Source organism: Marivirga tractuosa DSM 4126, from assembly GCF_000183425.1.
Classification (GTDB): Bacteria; Bacteroidota; Bacteroidia; order Cytophagales; family Cyclobacteriaceae; genus Marivirga; species Marivirga tractuosa.
Window position 1 is genome coordinate 2284943 of the sequence record NC_014759.1, and the last position, 25121, is coordinate 2310063.

Below are 25121 nucleotides of genomic sequence, written 5' to 3' on the forward strand. Positions count from 1 at the left end.
ATTTTTATGATAAAGTATATAAGTTTATCTTTTTTAATGTTTTTGGGATTCTCCCTCAGTGCCCAAAACATCAGCTTAAACGAAGCCATTACAACTGGGATGGAGAAAAACTTTTCCATCAGGACTTCTAAAAACACTGAAAAGGTGGCCATCATAAATTCCAATTATGCTTTTGCTGGTTTTCTACCGATAGTAGATGTTACTGGAGCCAGAAACTTTGATGTAGAAAATGTTAGCCAACAATTTAGAACTGGGGATACCAATGAGTTGGATGGTGCTCGATCAAATAATTTTAATATTCGTGGTGATCTTACTTGGACCTTATTCGATGGAACAAAAATGTTTTTGGATTACAAATCTCTCCAATTGGAGCGAAATCAAAGTCGATTTGAAACACAAGCAGTAATTGAAAATACTTTAGGGAGTATCATTCAATCTTATTTTGAATTGGTCTACGAGCAATATCAATATTCCGTTTTGCAATCAGCTGTGGAGCTCTCAGAGCAAAGGTTAGAAATTGCCGAGGCTAATTATGAAGTGGGTAAATTTTCTAAAACAGAATTGCTCTCAGCAAAAGTAGATTTAAACACAGATAAGAGCAATTTATTAAATCAAGAGGAAATAAAACAACAAGCAAGAGTAGCACTTAACTTACTATTAGGTCAAGACCCAAATCAAGAATTACTAGCCACGGACAGCATGAAAATTGATGAAAGTTTACAGTTAAATATGTTAATTGATGATTTGACCGAAAGGAACAAGCAATTGCTTGCACTGATGCAGCAAGAGAATATACTGCAGCTACAGAATAAATCCGTTATGACTGAATTGTTGCCTCAACTTGATTTCAATTTAGGTTATGGTTATACTAATTTCAATTCCCAAGCTGGCTTTTTATTGCAAAATCAATCCATAGGTGTTAATTATGGCTTAAGTCTCTCATGGAGAATTTTTGACAGACTTGACAGATCCAGAAGAAATCAAACTACACAAATAGCTGTTGATAATAATGCTATTGCGATGGAGGAATTAGAAAATCAATTGACCGGTGATCTATCCTCTGCCTATGTGAGATATAGAAACAAACTAGATTTAATTGAACTGGAAAAAGATAATTTGGAAGTAGCCAAAGAGAACGCTGAGATTGCAATAGAAAGATACAGAGTAGGCCGTTCCAATGCAATTGAGTTAAGAGAAGTTCAACTCAATTCAATAGAAGCGGAAAGTCGTTTGCTTAATGCCATCTTCTTGGCCAAACAAGCCGAAATCAATCTTTTAGCCATTAGCGGGAATTTACTCAATAAAGATGAAGTCAATTAAATAAAGTATGTTTTTAAAAAGATTTTAATTGCCCGAATCTCTTTTATACAATATTTCCTAATCATTGTAAGCAACTGACCTTATCTTTGGGCAAAATCAAAACAAATGTTTGAGAAATTAAAAAATAGATGGGAACTAAAGTCTGGATGGCAAGTATTTATTGTCTTAATAGTATTTGCTTGCACAGGGTTTACCGTGATGTTTTTAAAGGAACCCATCTTGTCATTAATAGCTGCAAAAGAAGAAAGAAATTGGATATTTACAACCATTTACTATATCCTCATTCTACCCGTATATTTCATTATTCTTCTTTTCTACGGTTTCATATTTGGGCAAAGTAAATTCTTCCTTGGCTTTGTCAAAAAAACCTTTAGCCGATTTAAAAGAAAAAATAAATAAGCTGATTTTAGTTAAAATTCTAAACTACTTTTCATATAAGCCTTTTGGGAATTGCTTGAACAGCTAAGTAGTTACAATAGAAGAAAGTAGTTCTGAGATAGTCCAATATTTCAATTCTACTTTGTAAAAGCGTCAGACCGAATTTCCTTCTACTTCCTTGGCTTCATTAAAAAAACCTTTAGTAGCTTTAAGAAACAAGACGAATTATAAAATATAAATTTATTTACGATAAACACTAGTAGCAGTAGCACTGTACAATTTAGGTCTGGTCTGACCTACAGCACTGACCTAAGTGCTATTCATCCCTCATTTAGCACTTAGCTGCCAACTATTTTCTCCCATGTCTCAACAATTGATGCAGCCAATTCCCCGCCAGCTGGCGGGTTAGGGGGCTCTAATTTCCCCTTTTGGGGCTAGAGGGCTTTAACGCTCCACCTTAAAGTTTACTCTTCTATTTTTAGCTCTATTTTCTCGAGTATCGTTTGGATAAGCTGGTTCATTTTCTCCTTTACCTAAATATTCCAATCGTTCCTCATCAATACCGTTCTGCGTTAAATAATTAACCACTGATTGAGCTCTTTTTTCTGAAAGCACTTGATTATATTCCTCTGGACCTGTGCTGTCAGTATGGCCAATGATAACTACTTCAATCTGGCTGTTATCATTCATTACCTCCACCATTCTATTCAGCTCAGACTTACTGCTGCCTAACAATTCGTGACTATCAAAAGCAAAAAACACGTTATTTAAAACGATCTCGGCCTTTTCTTTAATAGGAGCCATAATCATATCATTATTAAAGCTTTTTGATTCCTTCTGATTAGTTAAATCAACATTTTCACTAATTGGCAAATATCCCTTCACTTTTGCGATGTATTGGTATTCTTGCCCGGCCGGAAGTGTAATTTCATACTCACCAGTAGTAGGATCCGTTTCCACCTTACCCACTTCTACTCCATCTTGTGTCTCATAAGAAACAATTGCAGCCAATGGCTTTTGCGTTTCCATATCAACCACTCTGCCTGAAATTGTAATAACTGGATCTAACTCATTAAATAATGGCATTGGTAAACGGTAAATATTCATATCACCTACAGAATCTTCCTTTGTGTAGTAGGCAAAATTTCCCTCTGCCGGCATACTAAAAAACAAATCATCTCCACTGGAATTCACTTGAGGCCCCATATTGTAGGGCTCACTCCAATTTTGCCAAGTATCATCCAATCTGCGAGTCATATAAATATCATTTTTTCCGAACCCTATATATCCAGATGAAGAAAAGAATAAAGTTTTATCATCAGCTGCCAAAAAAGGAGAAGTCTCATCTGTTGCAGAATTTACATTTTCGCCCAAATTCATAGGGGCTGTCCATGTGCCATCCCTTTTTTCAAAACTCACATATAAATCTCTATCACCAAATGAATCATCTCTTTTGATAGACATTATTAGTGTCTTCCGACTGTTAGCTAAATAAAAGTTGGCTTTTTCTGCCATGTTATAAAAATCATCTATCTCTAGGCTTTCTGGTTTAGACCAAGAATCTCCTGCTTTAGAACTTACTGAAACACCAGAAAACATCTTATCTCTTTTTTCATCATATTTATTTCCAATCAATAAGACCATTGTATTCCCGTCAGGGGTGATGGAGCTAACCCAATTTGGCCCGTCACTATTAAGTGGTTCTCCTAAGTTCTTTGCTTCTTGCCACTCATTGCTAACCGTATCCAAATCACTAACCCATATATCTTCATAATCCTCTATCCCGCCTACGTTGTCTGGATGAAATTTCCTACCAAAGAATAATTGCTTTCCATCTGGACTTAAAATAGGCTTCAGTTCCTCATATGGACTATTCACTCTTTCATCTAATTTCTCAGAAACTAATTCCTCTTTTACATTAGGAACCAATTCCAACTGTAAGTCTATAGGAGTTTCAGAATCCGTTATTCCAATAGCATCGATACTGTAATATCCTGGCACTGCATTTCCGTCAAATTCCAGCTTAACAGCCGCAACATTAAAATCAGTGAGCTCCGTAAATAATCGAAGAAACCTACCTGGCTGATTTACAATTACAGGCTCTCTTTCGATCATTAGGTATTCATTCCCTGCCTCATCGTAGAAGAATATTTTTGTTAAGGCACTTGGATTATAAGATTCAGCAATGGCAATTTGTCTGATAGGCTTAGGGTTATCGAAACCAACCTTCACAAATTCATCTCTTCCTGGCCTACTTGGAGTCCACGCACTTGGACTACCTTCACCCCAAGGATAAACATTTGGTTTGCCCAATAGCTGCTTTACAGAATATTGTGTTTCTTCCAGTTCAGAAGAATACTCTATAATTCTATCTGCCCAATTCGCATCTTGAGCATTAGATTGATAAAAAGATGTGCAAAATATTAGAAATACTAACAGTAGTGGTAATTGTCTTTTCATTGTTTTTTCTATTCAGCCTTCAATATTCGAGCTTCTACTCTTCTATTATTTAACTTTGCTTCTTCAGTACTTTCTCTACTAAGAGGTTGGGTACCACCGAACGCTTTTGTTTTTATTCTATCAGAACTTACGTTCTTGGAAGTCAAATAAGATTTAACAGCGTTAACTCTTTTTTCGCTTAATCGCATATTCGCAGAAGCACTTCCACGGAAATCCGTATGTCCTTCCAATTGAATTTCCATATTCGGATACTCCTTCATCATATTGAGCAATTTATCCAGTTCGCCATATGAGTTTTCAAGTATTTCTGCTTTGCTTTGCTTAAAATTTATGTCTAATCTTAAAATAGCTCCAGCACCTGATGGCATAAGGGAGAAAACCAATTGATCCATATCTTCTTTAACAGCGATTTCTTCTTCAATTGTTATGTACCCTTCTGACTCTACTTTTACTTTATAATCGTTATTCTCTTTAACTTTAAATGAAAAATCACCTGTTTCTTTCTTGGAATGGAAAACTCTTATATCGCCTCCATAAGGCAAACTTTCTAAAGTTATTTTCGCCTCAATAGGGCTTTCCAATGCCTCGTTAATGACTTTTCCATCCAATGAAATCCAATTACTACCCGGCTGTCCATAAGCTAATTGACAGCAAAATAGCAAAACAAAACTTAATTTAAAGAACAAACCTTTCATATGGTAATTTCTATTGAATTTTTATTAAAATAATTGTGCAAAACTAACTTTTATAATTGGGAAATATGAGATTATTCGATGAAAATATTGGAATTCTATTCGAGTGGCTTCTTATTAAACATCAAATACCCTATATTAAATAATAAAAGGAAGGGTGTTTGATCATCATAATAATGTCCGGAAACACTTATAGGTCCAATTGGCGATTGATAAAATAAAGCCCCCATGCCAGAAAAGTTATAATTAGGTACCAACCCACTTCTACTAACTATTGCTTCATTTTCTTCCCAAATAATAAGTGGCTTAAAGGCATGTCCTTCTAAGCGAAAATGAAAATCTTTATACAGCTTAATCTGATACTTCAGACCTCCGGCCATAAATAAAGGAGAACGGAAATTTTCAAGATATAAACCTAAACTTTCAAATGTTGGACTATAGGCTGGTGTGTTCAATAAGGTGCCTCTATAATTTGAAAAAGTTTTTAGATTAGAGGCTTTAGCTGTTAAAGAAAAACCTAAATCTCCAAATTTTAATGAATAGTATTTTTCGACTTCAGCATTAAGTTGAAACCAATTATGCTCTGTTTCATTTTCTTCTTGTTCGGAAGTTGAGCCAGGAATAAAAGTTTCCACGCCATAATTATGGGATAAGCTCACAGCAATTTTACTACCGCTTGTCGGGAAGATTCTATCATTTAAGTTAGAGTATGAAAGTGTCAAGTCATGATTTAAGCCATAAAACCTGTTAAAATCCAATGTATCGGTAGTAATGTAATCTTGATTGTTGGTATATTCATTCACCTTCCTTAACAAGCTGCTTTTGAATTCTAACTTCATCCTATCAAAAATTGGTATACCAATTTTAACACCGTAGTTCCTATCAAATTGATTAATAGGAATGACTCTTCTGTTGTCAAGAAAATTTCCTGTATTTAAGAAATCCCATCCATTATATTTAAAAAATGGTTCTGCATAAAATTGATAGCCAAAAGGAAATTGAATTTTTAGATTATATTGAAAACTTTTGTAAAACTGTCCTATGCTAAGTGAAGTATTATGGTTAAACAGTAAATAATTTAAATGGTCAAATCCTGCGCCCAAATAAAAATTACTTAAACCCGAACTGGCTACATTACCACCAAAATTAAGACGGAGGTTTTCTTCACCTTCAGATGATAAATCAAATTTATAATGCTGGCTTGCTGAATCAAAACCAATTGCAGGGAATACACTACTAAAATAAGGATCTGCTACTAACCGAAAATAATTAGCTTTCAATTCTGCTATGTCCAATTCATTTTTATCTAATGGATTAATGATTTTCTTAATATAATTTCTTTCGTCATCTCGAAAATCAGTGAATCCAAAAGCAGAGAACTTTAAAGGCTTCATATTTTCCTTAAAGGTCTTCCTCTCCTTTTTTAATTCTTCTTGTGATCTTCGCTCTTCAATACTTTTTAGTAGACTTGGCATCACCTTTGTTGCTGCAGCATATCCGCTATCAATGATTTGGGAAGCTTTTGAAAAATCAAATCCAGTTATGCCTTCCAGATTGGGTTCAATAAATGCGTGCTCCTCTCCTAAGTCCTTAGGGTCAACTTTATCCATTATCATATATAATAAGGATGTAGAAATCAACTTTTTATCATTTTCTGGGTACTCCTCAAAAATCTTGGTTGATACATTTACTCCGATAAGAAAATCAGGCTGGTATGCTTCACGCATGTAAGTGGCGGGGAAATTATCATATATACCCCCATCAAAAATAAATTTACCATCTATTTTAACTGGCTTGTACACAAAAGGGACTGACATGGTCGCACGCAAAGCCTCTCCTAACTTGCCGGAATCCATATAAATAGACTTTTGAGTAAAGATTTCAGCTCCTACTGCTTTAAATGGAACAAAAAGCTTATTAAAATCTTCTCCAGCAACCTGGTTGGCCTTAGCCGTAAATTCAGCTAAAGTGAAATTCAATATCAAATCATTTGCTACCTGGGGCCGAAAATTTGCTTCAAAAGTAGAATCTACTCCTAAATTAATTTCCAGCCAGCTAGGGTTTGGAGCCCCTTCAAAATAGAAAGTATTAAAATTATCAGGAAATGTGCCGTTTATCCAGCTTTGAAATTCCGGAGACCTCGCAATGGAGTCTATTTCAAAAGCATTGTAGCCAGAAGCATAAAAACCTCCTACTACCCCACCCATTGATGTACCAACAATGTAATCTATGGGAATATCATTTTCTTCTAATGCTTTTAGTACTCCGATGTGAGCTAAGCCTTTAGCTCCTCCACCGCTTAGTACCAAACCTACTTTTTGAGATAAAAGTGAGTGGTTGATAGTGATTAAAAATATGAAAAGCAGAAAGCTTTTTGCGCAATTCATGTGGTTCAGTATTTATCTTCTTTATGTTAAAGTCAAAAGATAAAGAACTGAATCCATTTTTATTGCATCCCGGCCATTAAAACTTCTTCTTCACTTTCAGGATAAGGGATTTTATCCAATTTAGATTTTACAAATCCTTTATAACGATTGAAATTAGATAAGTAATCTTCTTTAATAGGTTCAGAAGGCGGTAAATCTACTTTCATGGCATCCACCTGTCTTCCATTTTTCCAAAAACGGTAGCATAGATGAGGCCCAGTGGCTAATCCTGTTGATCCAACATAGCCAATCAATTGACCCTGCTTTACTTTTCCTCCTGGTCTAATGCCACTTGCAATACGTGACATATGCAAATACTGAGTTGAATATGTAGCATTGTGCCGGATTTTTACATTTCTCCCATTATATTTTTCATATTGTGCCTTGGTAATCACTCCATCGCCCGCTGCATAAATTGGCGTGCCATTTGGCGCAGCATAGTCAGTTCCTAAATGAGCCTTATATCTCTTTTGGACTGGGTGATACCGCTTTGCAGTATACCTTGAACTAATTCTTGTAAATTTTACTGGATAACGTAAAAATGCTTTTCTTAAACTTTTACCTTCTTCATCAAAATAATCAACTCCATCGCCTTGGTCAAATGCAATGGACAAAAACGGATTGTTATAATGCACTAGTTCGGCTCCTATTATTTCTTCTATCCCTACAGGTGTTCCATCAATAACCCTTTCTCTATACAGTACTTTAAATTGGTCTCCTGGATAAATTTTAGTGAAATCAATTTGCCATCCATACATATCGGCCACTAAATCGACCAATTCTGGAGTGCCTCCATTGTTCAAAATTTCTTCGTAAAGAGAAGAACTAATTGTTCCACTAATCGATTTTTCCTCGATTGTAACAGGTCTTTTCTCTACATAAACCTTTATTGAATCTTTTAAATTGAAAACCACATATTCTTCAGGGTTTGGCTCGTAAACCAGCGCTTTGGCTGATGGAAAAGAATCCTCCTCCTGGTAAATGACAGTATACTTTTTATTAGGAGCTATTTTCCTAACATCAAACACATTTTTGGATAAATTGGCTAACTGAAAAATAGTTTGGTGTGATACATTGTAGGCTAACAAAATATCAGAAATACTTTGATTCCGTTTTACGGCATGTTCCTCTACTTGAAAAGAATCTACTACCATACCATACAAAATAGTAGGAGCCATCTGTAAAGGTTCAGAGGCTAAAGAATCTGACGTTGTCTCAATTTTGGATTGAATTTCTCCTATTGAATTATATTCAAATGTGTAAAAATAAGCTAGCGACATGACAGCCAAAACAACGACTGTGCTCAGTATTTTTCTCATCATTTTATTCTCACCTATTATTTGCTGATTGCAATATTATTATATTTTATTAAAAACCAATGGATTAGCTACAATATTTTAAAGTAATGATTTAAAATTTAAAGCATTTAATTGATATTTTTCTAAATGTAAAAACAAATTACGGCTTAGCTATGGGTAAATCACATAAATTTTTAATCATTTTATCCCTTGTTAGAAAATAATTTAAAATCTATGATTAATATCAGTTTAAATCAAATTAAATCAATACGACCCGAAATATCTTCTGATAAACCATTCACCAAAAACCAAAATGAAAATTAATAAATAAGGGATTATGTTTTGGGTAAGTGGTACGGTTTCACTTTCCCCGCTAAGTACTCTAGAATATTCTTTAGCATTTAAATAATCGCGTAATTCATTTGTTTGGCTGGAATTAAAAAATTGACCTTGATTTTTATCTGCCACTCTTTCCAATAGTTTAAAGTTGGCTTGAAGATTTTGACTTTCCATATCAAACTCTTCCACTACAAATTGCCCCATACTTTCAAATCCTTTACCTTGAATCTTGGTAGATGCGGTATATTCATAAATTCCGCCAGGCAAATTTCCAAGTACAAAGTCTGGCTTCAATCGGTCGGGGGTGAATTCATAATTAAAAACACTATCTTCTGAAGATTTCAATTGCAATTGAACTGGAATTCCATATATGCGATCATACACTTCATTGTACATCTCTACTTGAAACTCAAGCTTTTCATTATCAGCAAAAGCCTCTTTTTTTGGAAACACTTTAAAGCGGTCTTTCTGATTTTTTGCTGTTAAATAACGAATGCTTTTCATCACCCAATCATCAAAAAAATCGTGGCCTTGGGTGTTTAGAAACTCCACCATACGCCAAATCCTGAAATTTTGGACTAAGAGTGTTGCTTGTCTAATGTCATTATTGTTATAAAAAACAAAAACAGGCTCTTCTGTATTAACATTCCCTACCCTTTTAAGGAATAGTTCTCTTGACAAAGGATGAAAATCATGCTTTGCAAATGGCATAGAAACAGGCGGCAAATCTCCCAACACCTCTTGCTGCTCATTACTCAATTCAAACAAGTCAAAATTTGAATTGACAACCGCAAAGGCTTCATCTGATTCTGAAGAAGGTGTCAGATTCACAGATTCATTCAATTCATTGTGTCGTCTAATATTCAATTTTGGGCCTGTAATAAACCATAATGGCATCTCCGAAATTTTCAACCTCCTTATTTCAGCATCGAAAGAATTAGCTATGTTGGGAAGATGGAATAAAATTGCAAGATCGTACTCCTCTATATTTTTAATTTGATCCTCACTGATTCCGGCAATAGCCAAAGTGAAATCATAATTTTGATTTCCTTCTATGGCTGCAGAAAGAGCCTTAATATCTGGGTGAGGATATGGAGCTAAAAGTAAAATATTCTTTTTCCCTTCCACAATATTGATGTAGGCATTTTTAGTATTATTCTGAGCATTGAATTCATCTTCCAAAACTTCCACCTCCACTTTATAATCCTGAAAGCCTGTTTTTTTTGCATCTACTAGAAATTGAACTGTCGACACCTGTTGTTCATTTTCAAATTGAATTGTTTTTTGGGCAATTACCTCGCCATTATTGCGTAGAAACACCCTAGTGTTTCTACCCGAAAAGCCTGAGTGCAGAATATCTGCTTCTATAGGAAACTGATTACCCTCGTAAGCTACCTTATTATATCTAATTTGTTGTAAATTAATATCCTTCTTTTGGGTTGTATCTCCTAAGCCAACTGTGGATAATTGAAAAGGAAATGCATAATAATCTGGAGAAATGCCTTGATTATAAATTCCATCTGAAAAAAGGATGACTTCAGAGATCAGGTCATTATCAAAATTCTCGGCTACATTTTTAATTGCAGCATTTAGAGGGCTGGTTTTCCTCCCATTTTGGATACTGTCCTGCCCAGACAAATCATTCCCGTCTAGATCTATGACAGGAATATCAACTCCTTTTTCTTTTTCTAAGTCAATCCGGAGCGCTTGCAAATTTTGCCAATAAGATTGTAAACCGCTTTCGCTTTTATCAACTGACTCGGAATCATCCCAAAGAAATACGATTTTGGATGGTTCTGAAGTAGTTTTCTGAATACTTAAAAAAGGTTCTAAAAAAAGATAGCCAATCAGACTCACCACCAAAAAGCGTAACGCAAAAAGTACCTTATTCCATACTGGAGTCCAAGGTTCTTTTTTACGACTATACAGCAAGTAAGCGTAAGCTAAGCCCAGAACTAAACATAAAATAAGCCAATAAGGAGAGTAAGCAGTTTTTAACATATCAGTTGGCTAATTTTATCATTTATCATCATTATTAAAAAGAATTTTTATAAAGCTTTCAAGCAGTGCTGTTTTTAGGTAGTTAAAGCCACCAAAGCCTTTCCCGATAAATACGGGACTACATCATAAATACTTTCCTGAATACAATAAGAAATATCTTTTTTAACATTCAACTTGGCCAATCTTTTTGCATGAGAAGAATCTTCCATATACTTTATCATATCTTTTCGAGCTGTCAAATACATTGCTTCTGCTGCTAATGGAGCATCGCAGGCAAATTGGAAATCACTTTTTAATTGATGGCAAAGTGCTCCAGCAAAAAGTGTATCTTCTAAATTAAATTTTCCTTTCCAGCCTGCACATAATACTATAATGTCTTCCTCTTTGTTTTTAAGATAGTTGGTTACAGCTTCTAAATTCAAAAAAGCCCCAATCAGAACTTCTTTTGCTTTTAGGCTTTTTGATATGGCAAGTGTTCCATTAGTGGTAGTAACCGCTACCTTTTTACCTTGCACTTTTTCATCCATATATTCAAAAGGGGAATTTCCCATATCAAAACCTTCTGCTTTGCTTCCGTTTCTTTCTGCTGCAGCCAAATAACCTGTCTCCTGCAAAGCTTTGCATTCCTCTAAAGTTGCTACTGGCACGATTTCTTTAACGCCATTTGCCAATCCGCTCACCATACAGGAAGTGGCGCGCAAAATATCCACCACCACTACAATCTTATTCTCCAGTTCATATTGGTGCAATAGGTCTGGCGTTAAGCAAACATCTATATTCTTCATTATTTGGATTTAACTGAGTTGAAATGCAAAAATTGCAAATAAATTTGAATTTATCCCTCTAAGAATCCTTTCATTCGAGTTTGAGTTGTTTGTAACCTCAAGCCATCTCAATCTTTCCAGCCAAATTCTGGTCAGCCTTTGGCTTAAAATAAATTAAGGATTAAATCCAGAAAAAGCTAAATATATCTTCCAGTTAAATGTAGCAAATTACTGTTTACTTTTAGGTCCGAAGGGCTGATATATCATAAGGTATGGTGAAAGCCCTACATAAAATAATCTGGCTACAAAAGCCCTGAAAGGGTGCAATATTACGCCCTTTCAGGGCTTTGGAGTGAGTTTGTTTATAACACAGGGCTTCACCCTGTGTTATAATATGACGTCCTTTCAGGACTAAAAAAATAAAAATCACTCAAGTAAGATAAGAATTTAAAAAGGATTCAATTTCATACAAAGCTTAACTTAATGATATCAACAGTGCGGGACAGGTTATGCGAGACCTTTTAAGCGTCAAAGACGCCTGCTAACATATTTTCTTTTAAGAATAGTCTCTGGAAAATAAAAAGCAACTTCTAAATATATCCGAATAGGTAAACCCGTCATTTTCATTAATTTTGCGGTCAATGAACAGCTTATTATTCCGGTATAAATAGTGAAATTCGTGCAAAATATTAAACAGCTATATATTAAACTTTACTTCCTAACTGCGATATTGTTTACAATAGCTTGTGATGCCCCTAAAGAACAGTCTGATGTTCAAAAAGGGAAAGAGCTGATTCAATATAGTCAAAACCTAAGCATAGAGGAATTTGCAGATTATTATAAAGTGAAAGTAATTCAAGCTGCTTCTCCTGACAGCATTCAATTCAATTATATATTCTATAGAAATGAGAAGCCTGAGATAGAAGCTGATGCCTTTATTTCAATTCCCATTGAAAAAGTAGTTTGTCTTTCCACCAATCATTTACCTGCATTTACAGCACTGAATAAAAGTGAAACTGTAGTTGGCTTTCCAGGAATTCAATATATTTATGAAGAAGCTTTGCTAGCCTCCGCAAATAATGGAGGTTTAAGAGATGTAGGACAAAAAAGCGGTGTAAATATTGAAGTTTTGATGAGTTTACAGCCTGATTTGGTTATGGGCTACACCATGGGTAGCAGCTTTGAACAATTAAAACCAATCCAAAAATCAGGAATTCCAGTGATTTTAAATGCTGATTATCTGGAAAACAGCCCACTAGGTAGAGCAGAATGGCTTAAACTTACCGCAGTTATCCTCGATAAATATAATGAAGGAGACAGCCTCTTTACAAGTATTGAAGAAAATTATCTAGCCACTAAAAAAATAGCTGAAAAGGCGAATCAAAAGCCTTCTGTTATGACTGGAGTGATGTACGGAGATGTTTGGTATGTTCCAGGTGGCGAAAGCTTTGCTGCCAAATTTATTGAAGATGCTGGCGGAAAATATTTATGGTCGGATAATCCAAAAACTGGCAGTATAGAATTAAGCTTTGAATCGGTTCTAGAAAAAGCTAAAAAAGCAGATTTCTGGATTGGAGCAGCTTCTTTTACTAAATTAGAAGAATTGAAAAACAGCAACACCAACTATTCATTATTTGATAGCTTTGAAAATGGAGAGATTTATTCCTACACTAAAAGAGTCAACAAAAACGGAGCTAATGACTTTTTAGAATCTGGTTATATGCGACCTGATTTAATCCTGAAAGATTATTTAAAGATTTTGCATCCTTCCTTATTACCTGAAGGAGAAAGCACCTATTTCCAGCCATTGAAGCCTTGAAAACATTGACAAAATATCAATTGATTATGATACTGCTACCAATCTTGGCAGTAATTTTTGTATTGTCAATTAGTTTAGGCTCAGTAGTTATTCCATTTAGTGAAATATTGGAAATACTGTTGGGGAATGGCTTGAAGGATAGTGCCAATTATCACATTATTCAATCTTACCGCTTGCCCAAGGCTCTAACTTCTATGTTTGCTGGTGCGGCACTAGGATTCGCAGGCTTACAAATGCAAACGCTTTTTAGAAATCCTTTAGCAGGACCTTTTGTTCTAGGAATTAGTTCTGGAGCAAGTTTGGGGGTGGCAATTTTAGTTTTATTAGGCGTTGGTGTTAATGGCGCTTTTGCTTATTGGGGAATGGCAATAGCTTCTATTATTGGCTCTTCTGCCGTTTTACTTTTGGTGGTTTTGGTATCAATACGTTTGAAAGATAGTATGTCCCTCCTATTGGTGGGCTTAATGTTTGGAGCATTTACTTCCGCCATTGTTAGCATAATGCAATATTTCAGTACTGCAGAAGATATACAAAATTTCCTATTTTGGACATTCGGAGCGACTGGCAATTTGAGTTGGGAAGAACTGCAAATTTTCATTCCTGTTATCATCATTGGAATTTTATTAGGTTACTGGCAAGCCAAACCATTAAATGCCTTATTGATGGGTGAAAATTATGCTCAAAGCATGGGTTTAAGAATTCAATATGTGAGATTATTTTTAGTCATTTCTACCAGTATTTTGGCGGGAATAGTTACCGCCTTTTGTGGTCCTATAGCTTTTCTGGGCTTAGCTGTGCCGCACATAAGCCGGATCATTTTCAAAACTTCTAATCATTTTATCCTTGTTCCATCAACTTTACTTTTAGGGGCTTGCCTATTGTTGATTTGCGACTTAATTGCTCAACTGCCAGGCATTGATTTAATCTTGCCTATCAATGCCGTCACCTCCTTATTTGGAGCACCAGTCGTGATTTGGCTAATTTTAAGAAGAAAAAATATAAGCAAGAATTTTGGATAATCTCAACTCGATATTGACCCTTTCTCAACTTTCTGTTGGCTACAAAAATGGTCAAGAGAAAAATGTCTTGATGGAAAATCTAAATCTGGAAATTCCAAAAGGTAAATTCATTGCGTTGCTGGGAGCAAATGGAGTAGGGAAAAGCACGTTGATTCGTACCCTTGCCAATCTTCAAAAACCTTTGTTCGGAAAAATATTACTTGCAAAAAGAAATATCAATGAATACGATTCCAAAGAACTTGCCAGACAAATAAGCTTGGTTCTGACTGATAGAATTCAAGGTGGAAATCTCAATATGCGAGAATTAGTTGAAATGGGAAGATATCCACATACCAACTGGACAGGTAAATTAAGAAGTCATGATCATGAAAAAGTAGAAGAAGCCATCCATCTTTGTGCTATTGGTTATTTGAAAGATGCCAATATTTTCGAAATAAGTGACGGTCAATTACAAAAAGCTATGATTGCAAGAGCACTGGCTCAAGACGGAGATCTAATGCTATTGGACGAACCCACTGTACATTTGGATGCTAATAACCGTTTTGCTGTAATGGAATTACTAAGAAAATTAGTTGATGAAACACAAAAGTCTGTTTTAATGAGTACTCATCAGGTAGAAATGGCACTCAAAATGTCTGATGAGCTATGGCTTGCAAATTGTGGGGAGAATATAATAACAGGATCACCTCAAGAATTAATTTCACGAAAGGAAATTGAAAGAACATTTCCTTATTTACAGAAATTGAAAAACTGAATACTAAATAAAAGCCCTTTTGAGAGAAAAAGAGCACAGGAAGTCATTATGAATAGTTATAAAAACTCCCTATAGCCACAGATTGATTTTTTTATAAAAATGTTACATCCGTTATTTAATCGACCGCCTATCTTAAAAAAATCCAAGAATTATAATTAATTTTGAAGTTTTACAACGTACTATCAACTAAACCGTGAGAAACTTTTTTAACAAGACTATTAAAATCAGCGAAGAGAAATACTATCTGAAAGTTGTCAGTGAGGGCGATCGTTCTGATTTTGGTGTAGTTCTGCGAAATGCTGAAAAAATTCATAATGCAATTCAATCTTCAAAAAAAGAACTAATCCTATTAGATTACACTAAAACTATATTCAAAATGCCCCACAACGAAGCTTTCAACTTGCTGAAAGTTTTCGAATTAAAATTAACTGATTTCAGAAAAGTTAAGATGGCTATTATCATTAATGCTAGAACTGAAGAAATTGGTAGTTTCTGGGCTTCTATTTGCCAAAAAAGAGGATTTGATTTTAAAATTTTTCAGGATACAGAGGAAGCCGAAAGCTGGCTCCTTGCGAAGGATTAATTTAGCTGGCATTCTTTGCAAACCCCATTCATTGTATAGCTTATGCTGTTCAATTGGTATCCATTTTCTAATTGAACATCAGGAATTTTTACATCCTCCAAGCAGTAAGTTTGATTACATTCTTCACAAATAAAATGGGCATGTTTGTCTTGATGAACGTGTTCAGGGCAACTATCAGAACAAATAGCGTAGCGCATATTACCATTTGGATCAGGAGTTTGATGCAAAATCCCATTTTCTTCAAAAGAATTCAAAGCTCTATAAATCGTCACTCTATCATGACTTGATTTTAAGTCTTTCTCTATATCATTAACAGATAAAGCATGTTTCGAACCCATGAAAATCTGAAGCATTTCCAAGCGGATCTGCGTTTTACGCAAACCATTAGATTTCAATATGTTTTCTGCTTTCACTGTGGTTTCCATTGCTTTCTATTCTACTTCAAATATCGGAAAATTAACAGAAAATTCAAATAAACGCAATGCCTTTGCTTTTGCTGAATATCTGCCGAATAAACGAAAGACATAATTTTATCAAATGTCTATTTTAGTCAAAAAAAATACTATTTTTATTCCTTTTCAACACTTTCTCCCTGCAATTGCTTATTGTATAATTCCTTATAAGGCCCTTCCCTTTCTAAAAGCTGAGCTTCGGTCCCCTGATCAACAATTTCACCATCATGCAAAACTATGATGTGGTTTGCCAGTTTAGCGGAACTCACCCTGTGAGAAATGATGACACTGGTTCGATCTTCCATTATCTTTTTCAATGCGTTTAGAATAGCATTTTCTGTTTTGGTATCAACAGCTGAAAGTGCATCATCCAAAATCATGATTTTAGGATCTCTGGCAATAGCTCTGGCAATGGAAACTCGCTGCTTCTGACCACCAGATAATGTAATTCCTCTTTCCCCTAATTCAGTATCATATCCTTTAGGGAAATCTAAAATATTGTTGTGAAGATCAGCATCTTTAGAGGCCTTAAGAATCTGTTCTTCATTTAGCCCCGTACTGCCAAAACTGATATTATTACGAATGGAATCCGAAAACAGAAATACATCTTGCGGAACATAACCTATTTGGCTTCTTAAATTTTCTACTTTAAAATCAGCAATAGGAATATTATCAATAGTAATATCACCTTCAGTAGGGTCATACATTCGAGTAATTAAATTGGCGATCGTACTTTTCCCAGACCCTGTAGTTCCAATAACCGCTAGGGTTTCACCTTGCTTTACTGAGAAACTGACCTTTTTTAATGCCTTTATTCCGCTATCAGGATAAGTAAAGCTCACCTTTTCAAAGCGGATTTCACCGATAATATCTTTCTCAAGATTTTTATCAGAAACAATTTCTGTTTTTGTATCCAAAAATTCATTTATACGCTTTTGAGAAGCCGCTGCCCTTTGAATTATACTGGTTACCCAACCCACTGAAGTTACGGGCCAAGTCAATAAATTCACATAAATAATGAACTCTGCAATATTTCCAGCACTAATTGCGCCATTCATAACCTCTACTCCGCCAATGTAAACAACCAATATCACACTTAATCCTACCATACCCATAATGAGAGGAAAGAATAGGGCTTGAATAAAGGTTAATTTTAATGCCCTGAATTTATAATTATTTGTTTCTTTTGTAAAGTTTTGTAACGAATCTTCCTCTCTTACAAATGCTTTCAAAACCCTAATTCCCGAAAATGCTTCCTGAACTAAAGTTGACAACTGAGATTGACTTTGCTGGATTTCCTCTGAGCGTTTGTTGATCAGATTATTTACAAAATAGATACTTACTGAAAGGAAGGGTAAGGGGATTAATGAATACCATGTCAGAGTGGCATTCACTGAAAACATGATAGGAATTACAATACAAAAAAGGGTCACCAAATTAACCGAATACATTATGGCAGGCCCTAAATACATTCGAACCTTGCTTACGTCCTCGGATATCCTGTTCATGATATCACCGGTATTATTTCTTCTGTAAAAGCTTAATGGTAATTTCTGATAATGGTTATAAATCTCATTTTTCAAATCATATTCAATATGGCGTGACATTACAATAATGGTTTGCCTCACTAAAAAGAGAAATAATCCTCTACCCAGTGCTAGTAAAATGATAATGCCTCCATAAATCAGGATAGCAGAGGCAAAAATCTCATAATAATTGGACTGCAATTCAAAATTTTCGAACATGCGGTACATTTCAATATTTTCCTTCACCAAATTGAAGGCATAGCGCACCACCTGAGCAGGAAATACTGCAAAAAAATTGGACACAATCATAAAAATTATGCCCAGCAATAGCAGATACTTGTATTTTAAAAGGTACTTATTTAGATGTTTTAATTCTTGCACGAAAATTACAACGTTTGATAAAGTAGATGGTTCAAAGTAAAAGTCTAAACCCCAAGACTGAAGATATTATTTGCAAATATACTATTCCACTTACGGATTGCTTTGATTTTTAGGTCTATTTATCTAAAAGATTCAAATTATTTACCGTAGCCTTACAATTTACAAAATACTGCTAAACTTCCACAAGCAAAATTAAATTTTACACAAACGTATTTAGATAAACCATCATTTTGCAGAATCAATTTTTTATTTGATTAATATTAGATTTATACAATTTTAAAGAAAATTGATTTGCCCGAATAATTCCATTATTTTTGCGCATGAATTCCCAAAAAGCTAGGGGAAACGGAAACGACATAAAGACATTAAATTAATTCCAAGATGGTTGAATTAAATGAACAAGAAGCACAAAAAACATTCTCAGCATTCAATACTATAGCTGAAATGGGGCATGAACAAGTGGTTTATTGCTACGACAAACCAACTGGCTTGAAAGCCATTATTGCTATTCACAACACCATTTTAGGGCCTGCGCTAGGAGGAACAAGAATGTGGACTTACCAAAATGATCAAGAAGCTTTGATCGATGTGCTCCGTTTATCAAGAGGGATGACTTATAAAGCTGCTATCTCTGGTTTAAATCTAGGAGGAGGAAAAGCAGTCATCATCGGAGATCCTAAAAAATTAAAGAATGAAGCTTTCTTAAGAAGATTCGGACGATTTGTGGACAGCTTAAGCGGCAGATATATCACTGCTGAAGATATGAACATGAATACTTCCGACATGGTGCACATCTCATACGAGACCAAAAACGTGATGGGCTTGCCTGAATCTATGAAAGGAAGTGGTGACCCATCCCCTGTTACTGCTTTTGGTGTTTACATGGGATTAAAAGCAACTGTTAACAAAGCCTTTGGGATTGACAGCTTGCAAGGGAAGAAAATTGCCGTTCAAGGCGTTGGTCAGGTTGGTCATTATTTAGTTGATCATTTAATTGAAGAAGGTGCAGAAGTTACTATTACCGATATAAATGAAAGCAATATTAAAAGGGTAACTGACAAGCACAACGTTAAAGTGGTGCAACCTGAAATGATTTACGATGTAGATGCTGATATTTATGCACCATGTGCAATGGGTGCAACCATAAATGATGACACCATTCAAAGATTAAAGGCCAAAGTAATTGTGGGTGCTGCCAATAATCAATTAGCTGATGAAACAAGACACGGCAAAATGCTAATGGATAAAGGCATTTATTATGCACCAGATTTCTTGGTAAATGCAGGTGGAATTATCAATATTTTCCCTGAATTGATGAAAAATTACAATAAACCTCTGGCTTTAGAGCAAACTGAAAAAATCTATGACAAATGCTTAGAAATTTTGAATAAAGCTGAAGCAGAAGGTATCTCATCGCACCAAGCAGCTATTGAAATTGCTGACAAGCGAATGGCAGACATGGGAAAAGTTAAATTAGCTTACTAAAATCTGAATTACTAATTTTACAGGGAAGGCAAGAGTTTGCCTTCCCATTTTATTTTATTACCGTTCTTTTTATTACTGAATTATGCTGAACAGAAGGTCCTTAAGAATTAAAGTTATGCAAGCGCTTTATGCCGTTCAAAAGTGCGAAGACGCCAACTTCGAACTGGCAAAAGATTATATAGATGAAATCTTCACTCCTGACCTTAATTCTATGGAAGTGCAAGACAAAGCACTGCTCAAACAAAATGCAAAAACCGCTAAGAAAATCTTTCAAAGCAATTATCGGGCTCATCAAATAAAAGAAGAACAGGACACCAATCCTGAAGTGCGTTCGGCTGTTAGTAATGCCATTGATTATTTTCGAAATAACGTTAAGAAAGACATGTCTTTTATTAAAAAAGATATGCTAGAAGCTGTAAACAAGCTTTTGGAAAATTATTACCTAAGTTTAAAGCTTCTAGTTGAATTTTCTGAGCTCACCAAAGAGGACATCGAGAAAAGACATAAGAGATTAGCCGAAAGCGGGAATCAAATTTTCGAAAGTGAGCTTAATCTTTATAAAAATAAAGCCATCAAAATCATCAATGAAGACGATGCACTACAAAATGAATTTATCCGATTTGGCACTAGCTGGAAGGATGATGAGCTTGATGTTCAAGAGTGGTATAGAGATACACTGAGAAAAGCAGATTTTTATAAAGAATATACGCAGAAGAACAATCCAACTTTTGAAGATGATGTTGCGGTATTAGACCAAATCTGCAGGCAAATAATTTTAAAAAACGAAGCCATTACAAACTTTATGGCTGAGCGTGATTTATATTGGGAAGAAAATAAATCCGCCTTAAAATCAATGCTGAAAAAAACCATCAAATCAATTGATGAAGATACTCAGCATTTGGAATTAATTGAATTATCAGCCAATTGGGAAGATGACAGTGAATTCTTTAAAGACCTCTTCACCAATACGATCAACAATGACGATGAATATGAAAAAATTGTCTCAGATTTTGCAAAAAATTGGGCTTCAGAACGAATAGCCATAGTTGATATGATCATTCTGAAAATGGCGGTTAGCGAAATGTTGAATTTCCCGAGCATCCCTGTTAAAGTGACTATTAATGAGTATATTGAGCTCTCGAAAAACTATAGTACACAAAAAAGTAAGATTTTTGTAAACGGAATGCTAGATAAAATTTCTGCAAAACTTGAAAAGGACGGCAAAATCAAAAAAAGCGGAAGAGGCTTAATTGATAATAAATAACCATGCATTCCATTATTCGTAAGACTAAAAAACTTTTGCAGGACATTTGAATCGTTTTTAATGTACTGTATATTTACAGCTAAAGTAAAAAATCATGAGCAAAGGAAGTAATTTATTCGCATTCATAGCCGGGGCAGCAGCCGGAGCCATTGCAGGTATCTTGTATGCCCCCGATACCGGTGTGAACACTAGAGACAAGCTAACATACCGCTTGGGCAAATACAAAGAAATGCTAGAAGACCTATTGAATGACATTTCAAATGGAGAAGAGATAGGCTTAAGTGCTGCCCGCAGTGATGGAGAAAAGGTAGTCAACTCTGCTAAAGAAAAAGCAGAACAACTCCTAACTGATGTTGACGATCTATTAGGTCAAATTAAGAAAAAAGAAAAATAATAAAATCAGTTTTTAATCTAAATATATAATCAAATTATGAAAAGTGTATTATATGCATTTTCTGCAGCAGCTTTGCTTACATTAGCATCTTGCTCTGGAGATCTTGAAAAAAGAGTTACTGACCTTGAAAGAAGAGTAGCCGCTCTTGAAGGAAATGGAGGGAGTACAGCAAGTAAAAACACTGCATTAGAATCAGCTATTGAAGCAAAACCACAGGCTCAAAACAAAACCCCAAATCAAAAACCTGAGGGTCCTTTACCAAGTATGGAGTTTGAAGAAAAAACACATGACTTCGGCACAATTACTGAAGGTGAGGTAGTTACAAAAGTGTTTAAATTCAAGAATACTGGCGAAGCTCCTTTAATTATTTCAAATGCTACTTCTTCTTGCGGATGTACAGTACCATCTTATCCTAAAGATAAGCCAATAGCACCAGGAGAAGAAGGTGAAATTGAAGTTAAATATAACTCAAGAGGAAAGAAAAACCAGGATAATAAAGTAGTAAGAATTACTGCTAACACTTGGCCAGCAACAAATAACATAACAATCAAAGCGTTTGTTGAGCCGAAGGCCAATGCTTCTGGTTCTGGACCCGTAAAACAATAATAATTAATGATACAATTTATTTTAGCACAAGCTACTACAGGTGATGATAGCGCTTGGATGAGCCAATTACTTTTATTTGGCGGTATAATTTTAGTCTTTTATTTCTTTATGATCCGTCCGCAGCAAAAAAAGCAAAAGGATCAAAAGAAATTTATTGCTGAAATCAAAAAAGGAGATGCCGTAGTTACTATTGGCGGCTTACATGGAAAAGTTTACCAAGTAGAAGAGGACAAAATTATTTTAGAAGTTGATAAAGGCACTAAAATGATTTTTGAAAAGTCTGCAGTATCTTTAGAACAAAGTAAAAAACTTCAAGAAAAATAAGTTATTGAAGCAATTTGAAAAAATATGGGATTGGTTGAGCAATTATCTGTTGCCTCAATCAAATGAAACTATAAAAGTGGTAGTCTTGTGCATAGTCACAGCTACCACTTTTTGGTTTTTCAATGCGCTTAATGACAATTATTCTACAAGAATTACCTATCCCATAAAATTCACATACCCTGATTCTGCTCTAGTACAAGTAAAGGAAACACCTAAAAAGGTGAGTATTAATGTCAGCGGAGGAGGATGGAATTTATTGAGAAAAACGTTCTGGTTTACTATTACTCCTGTTGAAGTTCCCTTAGAAGACCCAGTAGAAACAAAATATATACTAGGCAATTCTCTATACAGCCTCATTGCGGATCAAATGACAGAAATTCAACTGAATTTTGTAGAAAATGACACCCTTAAAATAGATATTGATTCGCTAAAATCTACCAAATCTAAATTAACAGTTGATAGCACAAAGATCAACTTGGCTGAAGGTTATCAATTTACCTCAGAAATCAAACTATCACATGATTCCGCTGGCTTTACTGGCCCAGCTAGATTCATTAAAGACATTCCAAATACTATCGCTTTAGATATTGAAGAGGAGAATATTACAAGTGATTACTCAAAAGAACTATACCTCCCAACCTTTGGCTCTAGCCTTGTAAGCAGAAATCCAGTAGAAGTGGAAATTAGTTTTTCAGTTGCGAAGTTTATCAAACAAGAATTAATGCTTCCTTTCGAAAAAATCAATGCTCCGAATGATTCCAACTTATTCATTTTTAAGGATAGCTTAGCTCGGATTAGTTTTGAAATCAGAGAAGAATTAGCTGGAAACTATGACTTAGATAGTATTAAATTAATTGTTGATTACAATGATATTCAATCTTCCGATTCTACAGTTTTACCAAAAGCTAAAATTCTACCATCTCAATTGAAAAACAGAGAAATTGCTTTTGATAGCATCCATTTTGAGTATTTAGACCGATGAAAAAAGTAGGGATCACAGGTGGGATTGGAGCTGGTAAAAGTCTTATCTGCGAGGTTTTTCAACTCTTAGGCATCCCTAATTATCCAGCGGATTTCAGAGCGAAATGGCTCCAATCAAACGACCCAGACCTTAAAGCTAAAATAGCTCATCACTTTGGAGAAGAAGCCTATTTCGAAAATGGAGACCTCAATAGAGATTATCTGAGCAAAGAAGTCTTTGGTGATGATGAAAAATTAAAATTACTCAATAGCTTAGTGCACCCAGCAGTAGGTGAAGATTTTGAAAATTGGTGTGCCCTGCATGCTGACAAACCCTATACCTTAAAAGAAGCGGCTTTATTGTTTGAAACGGGTTCTTATAAACAATTAGATGCCACTATCAACGTCCATGCCAGTCAAGACCTCAGACTAAAAAGAACATTAGAAAGAGATCCGCAAAGAACTAAAGAAAGTGTTTTGGCTATCATGAAAAAACAATTTTCGGATGAGAAGAGAATGGGTTTGGCGGATTATGTGATTTATAATGATGAGAGTAAGTCTGTTATTAAGCAGGTGATGGCTTTGCATGAGCAATTGGCGGGGTGATTTGTGGGTTCTCTTTGCTTATTAAGCACAAGCGGACGCTTGCGCTATTTGATGGTTACTTAATTTAAAATCTATAATTTTAGCTTCTCTGGATTCTGACGATTGTCCCAAAATATCAAAAGCTCAACCTCATTAGATTGAATTTTATAATACAAACTCACCTGCTTTGTGACAACTGCTCGATATCAATCTTTCTTTTTTGAATAGAAATACAGTTCTGGGTTCTGACTTATAAAGTTTATCACTTCATCAGTTCTATCAATAAACTTTTCAATTTCCTTTGAAGTCCAATTTTCCTCTAAATACTCTAATACTAAAGCATAAGTCAATTCAGCTTCAGGTAACCATTTAACAGTGTAATTCACTTTAGGTATTTTGATTTGATTTCACTCATTACCTCGTCATGTGGACGTCCCTCCCCTTTTTTTGATTGTTCCAAAGCTCTATCTAAAGAAACTTTTAAATTAGGATGCAGTTCATCCCACCAATCACCGCTTTTGTCTGCTTCTATCATGCCAGTGATTAATGTCAAAAATCTATCATCAGCTTGATCTACATATTCATGAATTTTTTTTCTTAGTTGTACTGTATCCATAGGATTCCATTTTCTACAAATTAACAATTTTTAAGGATTATTTGGTTCAGGTTTCTAGAACACCTGTTGTAAATAACTGATGTTAGTTGTTTTTTTATTCTCTAACAAAGCAGAGAGATTAGTTATCACCTTTTAAAAGGTTTTCAAAGACTTCTTTTTCATCAAAGGAAAGTAATAATGTATGAGATTTTTTCATAGGTTTCAAAATTGTAAAATCCCAAATCTGCTTACCTTCAATCTTATCATTACTTTTAAAACTAAGCTCATATTCTATATTACCTAAATAAATAGACTCCTCCCCAAAACTGAACTTATCTGAATCGATTTCAATTTTATGCTTCTTCACATTCTTAGGAAACCTAACAATGGAAAGAACTACTAAGAGTAATAAAAGAAATATCACAAAAATAGAAATTGGATAAGCTATACTTGGTAAATTAAGTCTTTCAATAAAATTAGTTGAAGAATTTTTTGGGTTTAAAGGAAAGCCAAGAGCAATTGCAAATAAAACTATAAGTGCATATCTATTGTATTTTTTTAAACTATATTCTGACCAATTTATTGAAGTTACAATCATTTTGAAATTAAATTTCTCCACTAATCTAAAAACTAAACCTCAATTAGCCTTGTAATTGCTTCAATTTAAGTCAAGATCCGAGCAAGGATGCTCGAACC

The 25121-nt window shown here is 34.8% G+C and carries 24 protein-coding genes; 13 read left to right on the forward strand and 11 right to left on the reverse strand.

Features of this window, described 5'->3' with window-relative positions:
* Window positions 1-6 precede the first annotated feature (6 nt).
* Window positions 7-1320 (forward strand): TolC family protein, encoded by a 1314-nt coding sequence (locus tag FTRAC_RS09520; RefSeq protein WP_013454028.1) that lies wholly within the window; start codon window positions 7-9, stop codon window positions 1318-1320.
* Window positions 1321-1425: 105 nt separating this feature from the next.
* On the forward strand, window positions 1426-1719 hold the full coding sequence (locus FTRAC_RS09525; protein WP_013454029.1) for a DUF6787 family protein: 294 nt from the start codon (window positions 1426-1428) through the stop codon (window positions 1717-1719).
* Between the two features lie 423 nt (window positions 1720-2142).
* Here FTRAC_RS09525 and FTRAC_RS20165 read toward each other — a convergent pair whose 3' ends face one another.
* From FTRAC_RS20165 to FTRAC_RS09555, 6 genes are all read right to left on the reverse strand, one after another.
* Window positions 2143-4158, reverse strand: coding sequence for an OmpA family protein (locus FTRAC_RS20165; protein ID WP_013454030.1), 2016 nt, complete (start codon window positions 4156-4158; stop codon window positions 2143-2145).
* An 8-nt stretch (window positions 4159-4166) separates the two neighbouring features.
* Window positions 4167-4853 (reverse strand): OmpA family protein, encoded by a 687-nt coding sequence (locus FTRAC_RS09535; protein WP_013454031.1) that lies wholly within the window; start codon window positions 4851-4853, stop codon window positions 4167-4169.
* Window positions 4854-4948: 95 nt separating this feature from the next.
* Window positions 4949-7237, reverse strand: a complete 2289-nt coding sequence (locus tag FTRAC_RS09540; protein ID WP_013454032.1) for a patatin-like phospholipase family protein — start codon at window positions 7235-7237, stop codon at window positions 4949-4951.
* A 59-nt stretch (window positions 7238-7296) separates the two neighbouring features.
* Entirely contained in the window at window positions 7297-8598 is a 1302-nt protein-coding gene (locus FTRAC_RS09545) for a M23 family metallopeptidase (RefSeq protein ID WP_148230066.1), read from the reverse strand.
* A 240-nt stretch (window positions 8599-8838) separates the two neighbouring features.
* Window positions 8839-10914, reverse strand: coding sequence for a hypothetical protein (locus tag FTRAC_RS09550; protein ID WP_013454034.1), 2076 nt, complete (start codon window positions 10912-10914; stop codon window positions 8839-8841).
* Between the two features lie 74 nt (window positions 10915-10988).
* Entirely contained in the window at window positions 10989-11699 is a 711-nt protein-coding gene (locus tag FTRAC_RS09555; protein ID WP_013454035.1) for a 2-phosphosulfolactate phosphatase, read from the reverse strand.
* A 658-nt stretch (window positions 11700-12357) separates the two neighbouring features.
* On the opposite strand from FTRAC_RS09555, the gene FTRAC_RS09560 reads away from it, so the two are divergent.
* The 4 genes from FTRAC_RS09560 to FTRAC_RS09575 all read left to right on the forward strand — a co-directional run bounded on the left by FTRAC_RS09560 (window position 12358) and on the right by FTRAC_RS09575 (window position 15853).
* Window positions 12358-13497, forward strand: a complete 1140-nt coding sequence (locus FTRAC_RS09560; protein ID WP_013454036.1) for an ABC transporter substrate-binding protein — start codon at window positions 12358-12360, stop codon at window positions 13495-13497.
* Between the two features lie 26 nt (window positions 13498-13523).
* The gene (locus FTRAC_RS09565; RefSeq protein WP_013454037.1) at window positions 13524-14516 is read left to right on the forward strand and encodes an iron ABC transporter permease; all 993 of its coding nucleotides are present in this window, start codon (window positions 13524-13526) and stop codon (window positions 14514-14516) included.
* Window positions 14509-15270, forward strand: coding sequence for an ABC transporter ATP-binding protein (locus FTRAC_RS09570; RefSeq protein WP_013454038.1), 762 nt, complete (start codon window positions 14509-14511; stop codon window positions 15268-15270). The genes FTRAC_RS09565 and FTRAC_RS09570 overlap by 8 nt, the downstream gene beginning before the upstream one ends.
* Before the next feature lie 193 nt (window positions 15271-15463).
* Window positions 15464-15853: a hypothetical protein gene (locus tag FTRAC_RS09575; protein WP_013454039.1), complete on the forward strand. Its 390-nt coding sequence runs from the start codon at window positions 15464-15466 to the stop codon at window positions 15851-15853.
* Here FTRAC_RS09575 and FTRAC_RS09580 read toward each other — a convergent pair.
* Window positions 15850-16278, reverse strand: a complete 429-nt coding sequence (locus tag FTRAC_RS09580) for a Fur family transcriptional regulator (RefSeq protein ID WP_013454040.1) — start codon at window positions 16276-16278, stop codon at window positions 15850-15852. The genes FTRAC_RS09575 and FTRAC_RS09580 overlap by 4 nt on opposite strands.
* A 143-nt stretch (window positions 16279-16421) precedes the next feature.
* Window positions 16422-18212, reverse strand: a complete 1791-nt coding sequence (locus FTRAC_RS09585; protein ID WP_041649680.1) for an ABC transporter ATP-binding protein — start codon at window positions 18210-18212, stop codon at window positions 16422-16424.
* Between the two features lie 381 nt (window positions 18213-18593).
* Between FTRAC_RS09585 and FTRAC_RS09590 the strand changes: the two genes are divergently transcribed.
* The 7 genes from FTRAC_RS09590 to coaE all read left to right on the forward strand — a co-directional run bounded on the left by FTRAC_RS09590 (window position 18594) and on the right by coaE (window position 23851).
* The gene (locus FTRAC_RS09590; RefSeq protein ID WP_013454042.1) at window positions 18594-19697 is read left to right on the forward strand and encodes a Glu/Leu/Phe/Val family dehydrogenase; all 1104 of its coding nucleotides are present in this window, start codon (window positions 18594-18596) and stop codon (window positions 19695-19697) included.
* Window positions 19698-19812: 115 nt separating this feature from the next.
* The gene (nusB, locus tag FTRAC_RS09595) at window positions 19813-20961 is read left to right on the forward strand and encodes a transcription antitermination factor NusB (protein WP_013454043.1); all 1149 of its coding nucleotides are present in this window, start codon (window positions 19813-19815) and stop codon (window positions 20959-20961) included.
* 94 nt (window positions 20962-21055) lie between these two features.
* Window positions 21056-21355 carry a YtxH domain-containing protein gene (locus tag FTRAC_RS09600; RefSeq protein ID WP_013454044.1) on the forward strand — a complete coding sequence of 100 codons (300 nt, stop codon included), beginning with the start codon at window positions 21056-21058 and terminating at the stop codon, window positions 21353-21355.
* A 36-nt stretch (window positions 21356-21391) separates the two neighbouring features.
* Window positions 21392-21961, forward strand: coding sequence for a DUF1573 domain-containing protein (locus FTRAC_RS09605; protein WP_013454045.1), 570 nt, complete (start codon window positions 21392-21394; stop codon window positions 21959-21961).
* 6 nt (window positions 21962-21967) lie between these two features.
* Window positions 21968-22285, forward strand: a complete 318-nt coding sequence (gene yajC / locus FTRAC_RS09610) for a preprotein translocase subunit YajC (protein WP_013454046.1) — start codon at window positions 21968-21970, stop codon at window positions 22283-22285.
* Between the two features lie 4 nt (window positions 22286-22289).
* A complete protein-coding gene (locus FTRAC_RS09615; RefSeq protein ID WP_013454047.1) occupies window positions 22290-23267 on the forward strand; it encodes a YbbR-like domain-containing protein in 978 nt (325 codons plus the stop codon).
* Window positions 23264-23851, forward strand: coding sequence for a dephospho-CoA kinase (gene coaE, locus FTRAC_RS09620; protein ID WP_013454048.1), 588 nt, complete (start codon window positions 23264-23266; stop codon window positions 23849-23851). The genes FTRAC_RS09615 and coaE overlap by 4 nt, the downstream gene beginning before the upstream one ends.
* Before the next feature lie 185 nt (window positions 23852-24036).
* Here coaE and FTRAC_RS09625 read toward each other — a convergent pair whose 3' ends face one another.
* The 3 genes from FTRAC_RS09625 to FTRAC_RS09635 form a co-directional block, all read right to left on the reverse strand.
* Window positions 24037-24216: a hypothetical protein gene (locus tag FTRAC_RS09625; RefSeq protein WP_041649685.1), complete on the reverse strand. Its 180-nt coding sequence runs from the start codon at window positions 24214-24216 to the stop codon at window positions 24037-24039.
* Window positions 24213-24446, reverse strand: coding sequence for a hypothetical protein (locus FTRAC_RS09630; RefSeq protein WP_013454049.1), 234 nt, complete (start codon window positions 24444-24446; stop codon window positions 24213-24215). Before FTRAC_RS09630 ends, FTRAC_RS09625 begins: the two co-directional genes overlap by 4 nt.
* 118 nt (window positions 24447-24564) lie before the next feature.
* Window positions 24565-25023 carry a hypothetical protein gene (locus FTRAC_RS09635; RefSeq protein ID WP_013454050.1) on the reverse strand — a complete coding sequence of 153 codons (459 nt, stop codon included), beginning with the start codon at window positions 25021-25023 and terminating at the stop codon, window positions 24565-24567.
* Window positions 25024-25121: the final 98 nt, after the last annotated feature.

Bases quoted from the DNA above. Each gene is read 5' to 3' on its own strand.
- FTRAC_RS09520 (WP_013454028.1), top strand. From the start codon at position 7: ATGATAAAGTATATAAGTTTATCTTTTTTAATGTTTTTGGGATTCTCC.
- FTRAC_RS09525 (WP_013454029.1), top strand. From the start codon at position 1,426: ATGTTTGAGAAATTAAAAAATAGATGGGAACTAAAGTCTGGATGGCAA.
- FTRAC_RS20165 (WP_013454030.1), bottom strand. From the start codon at position 4,158: ATGAAAAGACAATTACCACTACTGTTAGTATTTCTAATATTTTGCACA.
- FTRAC_RS09535 (WP_013454031.1), bottom strand. From the start codon at position 4,853: ATGAAAGGTTTGTTCTTTAAATTAAGTTTTGTTTTGCTATTTTGCTGT.
- FTRAC_RS09540 (WP_013454032.1), bottom strand. From the start codon at position 7,237: ATGAATTGCGCAAAAAGCTTTCTGCTTTTCATATTTTTAATCACTATC.
- FTRAC_RS09545 (WP_148230066.1), bottom strand. From the start codon at position 8,598: ATGATGAGAAAAATACTGAGCACAGTCGTTGTTTTGGCTGTCATGTCG.
- FTRAC_RS09550 (WP_013454034.1), bottom strand. From the start codon at position 10,914: ATGTTAAAAACTGCTTACTCTCCTTATTGGCTTATTTTATGTTTAGTT.
- FTRAC_RS09555 (WP_013454035.1), bottom strand. From the start codon at position 11,699: ATGAAGAATATAGATGTTTGCTTAACGCCAGACCTATTGCACCAATAT.
- FTRAC_RS09565 (WP_013454037.1), top strand. From the start codon at position 13,524: ATGATACTGCTACCAATCTTGGCAGTAATTTTTGTATTGTCAATTAGT.
- FTRAC_RS09580 (WP_013454040.1), bottom strand. From the start codon at position 16,278: ATGGAAACCACAGTGAAAGCAGAAAACATATTGAAATCTAATGGTTTG.
- FTRAC_RS09590 (WP_013454042.1), top strand. From the start codon at position 18,594: ATGGTTGAATTAAATGAACAAGAAGCACAAAAAACATTCTCAGCATTC.
- nusB (WP_013454043.1), top strand. From the start codon at position 19,813: ATGCAAGCGCTTTATGCCGTTCAAAAGTGCGAAGACGCCAACTTCGAA.
- FTRAC_RS09600 (WP_013454044.1), top strand. From the start codon at position 21,056: ATGAGCAAAGGAAGTAATTTATTCGCATTCATAGCCGGGGCAGCAGCC.
- FTRAC_RS09605 (WP_013454045.1), top strand. From the start codon at position 21,392: ATGAAAAGTGTATTATATGCATTTTCTGCAGCAGCTTTGCTTACATTA.
- yajC (WP_013454046.1), top strand. From the start codon at position 21,968: ATGATACAATTTATTTTAGCACAAGCTACTACAGGTGATGATAGCGCT.
- coaE (WP_013454048.1), top strand. From the start codon at position 23,264: ATGAAAAAAGTAGGGATCACAGGTGGGATTGGAGCTGGTAAAAGTCTT.
- FTRAC_RS09630 (WP_013454049.1), bottom strand. From the start codon at position 24,446: ATGGATACAGTACAACTAAGAAAAAAAATTCATGAATATGTAGATCAA.
- FTRAC_RS09635 (WP_013454050.1), bottom strand. From the start codon at position 25,023: ATGATTGTAACTTCAATAAATTGGTCAGAATATAGTTTAAAAAAATAC.